Annotated in this window: 4 protein-coding genes; 3 read left to right on the top strand and 1 reads right to left on the bottom strand. The window is 50.4% G+C overall.

The annotated features are described in order from the left end of the window. The first annotated feature begins 656 nt into the window (after nucleotides 1-656). Genes rimK through RIG61_07795 form a run of 3 tightly spaced genes read left to right on the top strand, consistent with a single transcriptional unit; the run spans nucleotide 657 to nucleotide 3,616 of the window. A complete protein-coding gene (rimK, locus tag RIG61_07785; protein ID MEQ9619063.1) occupies nucleotides 657-1,565 on the top strand; it encodes a 30S ribosomal protein S6--L-glutamate ligase in 909 nt (302 codons plus the stop codon). Then, entirely contained in the window at nucleotides 1,566-2,513 is a 948-nt protein-coding gene (locus RIG61_07790; GenBank protein MEQ9619064.1) for a succinylglutamate desuccinylase/aspartoacylase family protein, read from the top strand. A gap of 53 nt (nucleotides 2,514-2,566) precedes the next feature. Then, nucleotides 2,567-3,616 carry a hemolysin family protein gene (locus RIG61_07795; protein MEQ9619065.1) on the top strand — a complete coding sequence of 350 codons (1,050 nt, stop codon included), beginning with the start codon at nucleotides 2,567-2,569 and terminating at the stop codon, nucleotides 3,614-3,616. A gap of 738 nt (nucleotides 3,617-4,354) precedes the next feature. Here the strand turns inward: RIG61_07795 and RIG61_07800 are convergent. Continuing rightward, nucleotides 4,355-6,583, bottom strand: a complete 2,229-nt coding sequence (locus RIG61_07800) for an amino acid permease (protein ID MEQ9619066.1) — start codon at nucleotides 6,581-6,583, stop codon at nucleotides 4,355-4,357. Nucleotides 6,584-7,141: the final 558 nt, after the last annotated feature.

Consider the following 7,141-nt stretch of genomic DNA (forward strand, 5'->3'; position numbering starts at 1 on the left):
CCCCCCAACGCGGGGGAAGGTTAGGATGGGGGGGCCAACCCGCTCATCCTGAGCCCAGTCGAAGGATGCCCTACTCCGTCAGACAATACCACGTCATTGCGAGCGAGGCGTATTAAGCGAGCGCAGCAATCTCATTTTCTAATACCCCTTCACGCTACTAGTGAGCCTGTCGAACTATCGAAGCATGCCATCTTTTCAATTCTTTCTCCGACATACACAGAATTGGCGCGAAGAATATAGATAATTAAAGCGTGAAAATCTTTTAGGGGCTGGGGTGGGATTAAAAGATTTTAGACTTAATTATCTATATTTAGCCACATTTTGTGCAGTCGGTGATTTTTGCTTCTTTTCATAAAGGAAAAGAAGATATCTTACTTTTTCCGCGTCTCTTCGATCAACGGGAGAAATCTCACTTTTTATCCTGCATCGTGAGTCCTGAGCGGACACATCGTGTGCAGTCGAAGGATGTCACTGCAAATTGCGAGTAAAAGAACCCGTACATGCCCCGCTGATTTCAAAAATCCCGCGCAATATGTCATAATAATTCATTGTCATGCCATCCGGATTGTGTGAGTTTTCTTACATCCGGCAGTTGCCGGAATCAATATATTTAAACCGACCGGCTCTTTAAAAAATTAAAAGGGGAGAATTTTATAATGAAAATCTTAATACTATCGAGAAATCCAAAACTTTATTCGACAAAGAGGCTGTTTGAGGCCGCCGAGCAAAGGGGACACGATGTCGAGGTCATAGACTTTCTCAAATGCTACATGGTGATCGAAAAGGGCAACCCCGAAATCTATTACGCCGGGAAAAAGATAGAAAAGGTAAACGCGGTAATACCACGTATCGGCGCTTCGAGGACATTTTACGGGACAGCCGTGGTCAGGCAGTTCGAAATGATGCATGTCTTTTCCGTAAACGAATCGCAGGGAATAGTCAGATCACGCGACAAGCTCAGGAGCATGCAGATACTCTCAAGGGCGCATCTCGGAATGCCCGTGACGGCGTTCGCCGCTGATCCCACCGACATAAGCCATCTAATCGAGGAAGTAGGCGGTACTCCGCTCGTGATAAAGCTCCTCCAGGGAACGCAGGGGATAGGCGTGGTGCTCGCCGAGACCAAGAAGGCCGCGAAATCCGTTATGGAGGCCTTCTACGGCGTGAAGGCGAACATGCTTATACAGGAATTCATCAAGGAGGCCAAGGGGGCGGACATCAGGGCGCTTGTAGTGGGAGGCAAGGTTGTGGGAGCCATGAAACGCCAAGGGGCCGAGGGAGAGTTCCGCTCCAATATACATAGAGGCGGCTCGGCGAACACGATTAAACTCACTCGGCAGGAGCGCGCAACTGCCGTAAAGGCGGCCAAGCTCCTCGGCCTTAACGTGGCCGGGGTCGATATGCTTCAGTCCTCTACCGGACCCAAGATTATGGAGGTAAACTCTTCTCCCGGACTCGAGGGCATTGAAACGGCGACCGGCATAGATATTGCCGGCACCATAATAAAGTTTATAGAAGAGAACGCTCACAAGCGGAGAATGATAAAGGATAAAGTAAAAGTATAAATGCCCCGCTACATCACAATCAACGGCAGGAAGATTGCCGAAGGCAAGCACGCCCTCGTAAACCTTCAGATAGCGAAACTGCCCACACACACGGTTATCGACCTGCCCGTCTACGTGTACAGAGGGCGGCGGGACGGTCCCGTTCTCCTTATATCTTCGGGTATCCACGGCGACGAGCTTAACGGAGTCGAGACCGTCAGGCGCATGATCACAGGCGGCTCAATAGTGCCCGACAGCGGCACCGTGATCGCCATTCCGATTGTCAACGTCTACGGATTTTTGAACAATTCACGCTATCTCCCCGACGGCAGGGATCTCAACAGGTGCTTTCCCGGAACGAAGGCAGGCTCACTTGCCGGAAGAATCGCCTGGACGCTCATCAACGACGTCATACCCATTGTGGACTTCGGCATCGATCTTCACACGGGAGGAGCCAACGTGAATTACCCGCACATACGCTGTGACACAGGGCTGGAGCAGAACATGGAGCTTGCGCACGCTTTCGCCCCGCCCTTTATAATAAACTCTCCCTTAAGGGACGGCTCGTTCAGGAAAGCCGCGCAAAGGAAGGGCAAGCCGATTCTTGTTTATGAGGGAGGGGAGAGCCTCCGCTTCGACGAATTCGCCATCTCGGAGTGCATAAACGGGATACTCCGCCTTATGGATTATCTGAAAATGACCGATAACGGCGCGCCCGAGCGCAACGATACGAAGATAATAACGAAAAACATATGGACGCGGGCGGGAAGCTCGGGCCTCTACAGGCCGCACGTCCGGGGCGGCGATAGGGTCAAAAAGGGCCAGCTCCTGGCGAGCATAACCGACCCCTTCGGAGAGGCCGAAATCAAAATGAAAGCGCGCGAAGGCGGTTATGCCATAGGGCTCAGAAGCGTCCCCGTCGTCAATAAGGGAGACGCGCTTATCAATATAGGAATGGAGGACGCATAGCGCCGTTTCTGAAATATATTCTATCCCTCTCGTCATTGCCTAAAACACCCAAAATGGGTACTCTGCTCAGCATGTATGCAATCGTCATCATAACTGCAATAAGCCTTATCGGATCTTTCCTCTGCTCGCTTATGGAGGCGGCTATCTACTCCATACCACGGAGCAGGATCGAATCCCTTAGACGCGAAGGAGACATAAACGGCATCAGGCTCGTAAGACTAAGGAACAGGATAGACGAGCCGATCGCAGCTATCCTGACACTCAACACCGCGGTGAACGTAATAGGGGCATCCGTCGCTGGCTCACTTGTCGCAAGGATATACGGAGACGCGTGGCTCGGGATATTCTCGGGAGCTTTCACGGGCGCGGTCCTTATATTCAGCGAAATAATTCCCAAGTCCCTGGGCGTAACATATGCGAACCAGCTTGCGCCCCGTCTTTCATTTTTAATCGAGCTGCTGATAAAGGGGCTCTGGCCTTTCGTAAAGATGAGCTACTTTATTACCAGCTTATGGGGCAAAAACTCGCACCTCAACTACCCTACCGAGGAAGACATCAGAAGCCTGGCCGAGTTGAGCCATCACGGCGGAGAGATACTGCCCGTAGAAGCGGAGATAGTCGCGAACGCCCTAAGGCTGGATGAAATAAAAGTAAGAGACATCATGACACCCAAATCCGTTGTCTACAGCATGCCTGAGTCGGCGAAGCTGAAGGAGATCGAGCTTGAATCCGACTACTGGCACTTCAGCAGGATTCCCGTGCATGCTGACAACGACCCCGATAACATAGTCGGTGTCGCGCTCAGGCGGGATGTGCTTATGACGATGTTAAAAAGCGAGAGGGAAAGAGACCTTCACAGCATCATGATATCCCCTGACTTCGTCGGCGAGGATATGCTCCTGGACGAGCTGCTTAACCGTTTTATTATTTCGAGGCGTCACCTTTTTTGCGTCAAGAACGAAAAGGGAGAATTCACGGGTGTTGTCGCGTTAGAGGATATAATTGAATCCCTGATCGGCGAGGAAATCGTCGACGAGCTTGACATACACGAGGACATGCAGGCGCACGCAAAACGCAAGGTAAAGAATATAACCGAACAGTAGTAGGCCTTCATCTGTAATACCACCGGAAAGACTTCTTCAAAATTTTGAATCCACAGCCGCTTTATATACGCTAAAAAACAAATACCTTTAAGCCGGAAGGTAAGTCAGGAAGCTAATGCCCGCCCGGCAACTAAAACGAAGTTAAACCAGGCGCGGCAATCTCATCTTTCTTTTTCCTTCCCTCCTTAGAAAAAGGATAACAGGAAGAACTTCATCAAATGAAACCATTTTAAACACTCTCACATGCTAGTAGTGAGCATATCGAACTATCGAAGCATGCCACCTTCGCATTTCCTCCCCCCCTGCTGCTCCACACACACTCGCTCTGTCATTTCGAACCCTTCGATAAACTCAGGATAAATTCCATGAGAAATTCAGTCTTTAGTTGTCATCCTGAATTCATTTCAGGATCTCGTCTTTTGCCTTTTCCTTTCTTATCCGACATTACAGAATTGGCGTTAAGAAAGTCTCTTGTTAATGCGTAAAAATGTTTTAGGGTAGGGGTCGGAATTAAAACATTTTAGCGTTAACAAGAGATTTTTAGCCATATTCTGTGCAGTCGGTGATTTTTGCTTCTTTTTATCAAGAAAAAGAAGAAACTATTTTTGCCTTTTCTTCGTCATTACAAGAGAAGCGCGGCACTCTAGCCTTTAACCCGCTCACCCTGAATCCAAGGAATAATCCAACAGCACGCTGCATCCTGTATCCCGAATCCCGGGCCCACCTCACTCCAAAACATCAAACAAGCGCGCTCTCGTGACCAGAGTCCTTTACGAATATACAGGAAGAATGAGTTAACTCGGGCGCTGTTCTCATGAACTCGAACGGTACATCGAACGGAAGCCCGAATATGTTTATATCGGCGCGGGGCGCGGTCTTTAACGCTTCCTCGAAGGAGCCCGTAAGCACATGAATATCGGTCATGGCGGGCAACCGGGCCTGATCGCTCAGGTTCTCCAGATAATCGTAGAGCCTCTTCCGATCGTCCCTTTCGTCCGAAACGGTAACGAGATTAATCCTCCCCTCCCAGCTGAGCTGTAGCTTGAGCGCGATCAGCATGCCCAAGTTCCAGTTCGGACTCTTATCCCTCAGCCAGAGATTCACGTCTCTCTGCATCCCGAAAGCCACGCGGGGATTCTGGCACAGGACAACCGCGCCCATTTCGTTCCGGTGCGCCTCGAATATCAGATCCTTGATTATGTAGTCTTTCTGCTCGCTGCTCCCGAGCGTAAGAAACAGTATGTTCGGGCGGAAGGAGCTTGCTTTAAGCGTCTGAATCACCACTTTGGCGCCGTGCAGGAATTCGTTATCCTGGATTACCGTGTAGTTTACCGAAATGTTCTTCTTGAGCGGGCCCAGCAGCTCTTCCAGCTCTTTCTCCGATTCCTCGGTCCCGTCATTGGTGACTGTAAATGCCAGTATGCTTCCCGACCTCGACGTAAAGTTTTCTATAAACAGCAGCGGCCCGGCCCATCTTCTCGGGTCCTCTACCGGAATGAGCAGGTCGGGTTTCCACGACACCTGGTGCTTGGGGAATCTCTGCGCCATCCTTGCCGCCCTTTCCGCAAGGGTAAGGAATATTCCCCCTCGTATGTCCCTTGCATCGGACCTGAGCCCCCGCCGGGCGAGCCAGAAGTATATGATGATAATCGTAGCGATCGCTATGATGCTGAACACCGGATTTATAAGGAACATTATGAAGACGCAGCCCGCGGCGCCTATGAGCGGCACGACGTACGGGATCTTCAAAGTCGGCCTGAAGCTTATAATTTTCATGCTCTGCTCTATAAAAACGACCAGGTTTATCATTCCGTAAGTTATCAGGAAGAACATCGTAATAAGAGTGGCCAGGAAATCCAGGCTGCCGAATATGAGCGCTATCTCTATGACGGCCCCGGTGAATATGATTGCGTTCCTCGGCTCGTTGCCCGCGGTCCTCATGGAGAATATCTTTGAGAAAGGTACGGTTTTCTGCTCGGCGAGCGCCTGGAGTATTCTAGGCGCGCCCAGCATGCTTCCGAGCGCGGAGGAAAGCGTCGCCCCCATTATCCCGGCTATTACAGCAGGCGCCCACAGAGCCTTGTCCACCATGATCATCTGATTCGACCTCAGCTCTTCGGGCGTGGCGACCCTCGCGAGAAAATATGCGAGCCCCACGTAAATCAGGAGAGTAACCGCGATCGCGGACAAAGTACCCAGAGGTATCGAACGCCTTGGGTCTTTTAAATCCCCGGACATATTAGCCCCCGCCATTATCCCAGTCACAGCCGGGAAGAATATGGCGAAAACCGCCCAGAAACCCGCGTTCTCGAATTTCCCTACGGTCACTATATCCGTAAGAGGCTTTGCGGGGCTGAAGAAAAAGGAGAGGAGAGAAACACCGATTATCGCCATTATAAAGAACTGTATCCTGATCGCCAGGTGCGCGCTTACGTACGTGATAACCAGAAGCAGCAGCCATGCCACTGACGCCACCACGACATGGGGGTGTTCGGGGAATATCAACAACCAGGCCTCTGTAAAACCTATGATGTAGAGCGCAGCTGACAGAGTCTGTGATATATAAAATGGTATGCCTATGCTTCCGCCCGCTTCGAGACCCAGCGATTTCGATATTATGGAGTAAGCCCCGCCCGAGCCTATCCTTATATTGGTGGTTATTGACGACATGGAAAGACCGGTGCACAGGGTAATGCTCTTTGCGAGCAATATGATTGCCACCGCGCCCAGGAAACCTGCGTTACCGACCACCCATCCGAGGCGGAGGTACATAATTACGCCCAGGATCGTGAGGACGTCAGGCGTGAAAACCCCCGCGAAGGTGCCGAATTTGCCGGGTCCCGCGCCTTTGTTTCCCGAAAGCGGGGGTTTTTCCCGTATGGCTTTAAGAAAATCCGGGATTTTTAATATGGCTCCGCTCCATACAGATTTTTCTGAATCGACAGGAAACCCTAAGAATCCCCACACCGGTTTCGGTCTTGAACATACAAGAATTCAATTATGGATTTATATTTTACGATGTCAATGAAAACCTATAAATTCCTGAGTCGAATTTGATAAGTCACTCATTTTTCCGTTCAGAGAGCCATCACCGCGTCAGTTAACCGACAGTATGGCCGTTAAAAACACACTCCTATCCCCGGTAGTTTGAAGTGTTATTAAGCGCGGAGGTCGGAAATTTACACTCGTCCCCTCCCCCCTCCGTCAGACAACACCCCGTCATTGCGAGCGAGGCGTATTAAGCGCGCGCGGCAATCTCATTTTTCAAGCCCCCCATCCTGAGCGCACACGTAGTGTGCAGTCGAAGGACGATTCCTGCGAAACTCCTCCGCCGTCTATGCCCCGTCATTTCGAACCCTTCGATAAACTCAGGATAAATTCCGTGAGAAATCCAGTCCTTAATCTTTAGCAGTCATTCTGAACACCGATTCAGGATCTCGTCTTTTTCCTTTCCCGACATTACAGAAATTGCGTTAAAAAAATAAATTACGGAATCGTAAAAATATTTTAGGGTACGATCCCGAA

It is taken from the genome of Deltaproteobacteria bacterium (genome assembly GCA_040223695.1).
Classification (GTDB): domain Bacteria; phylum Desulfobacterota_D; class UBA1144; order Nemesobacterales; family UBA2774; genus JAVKFU01.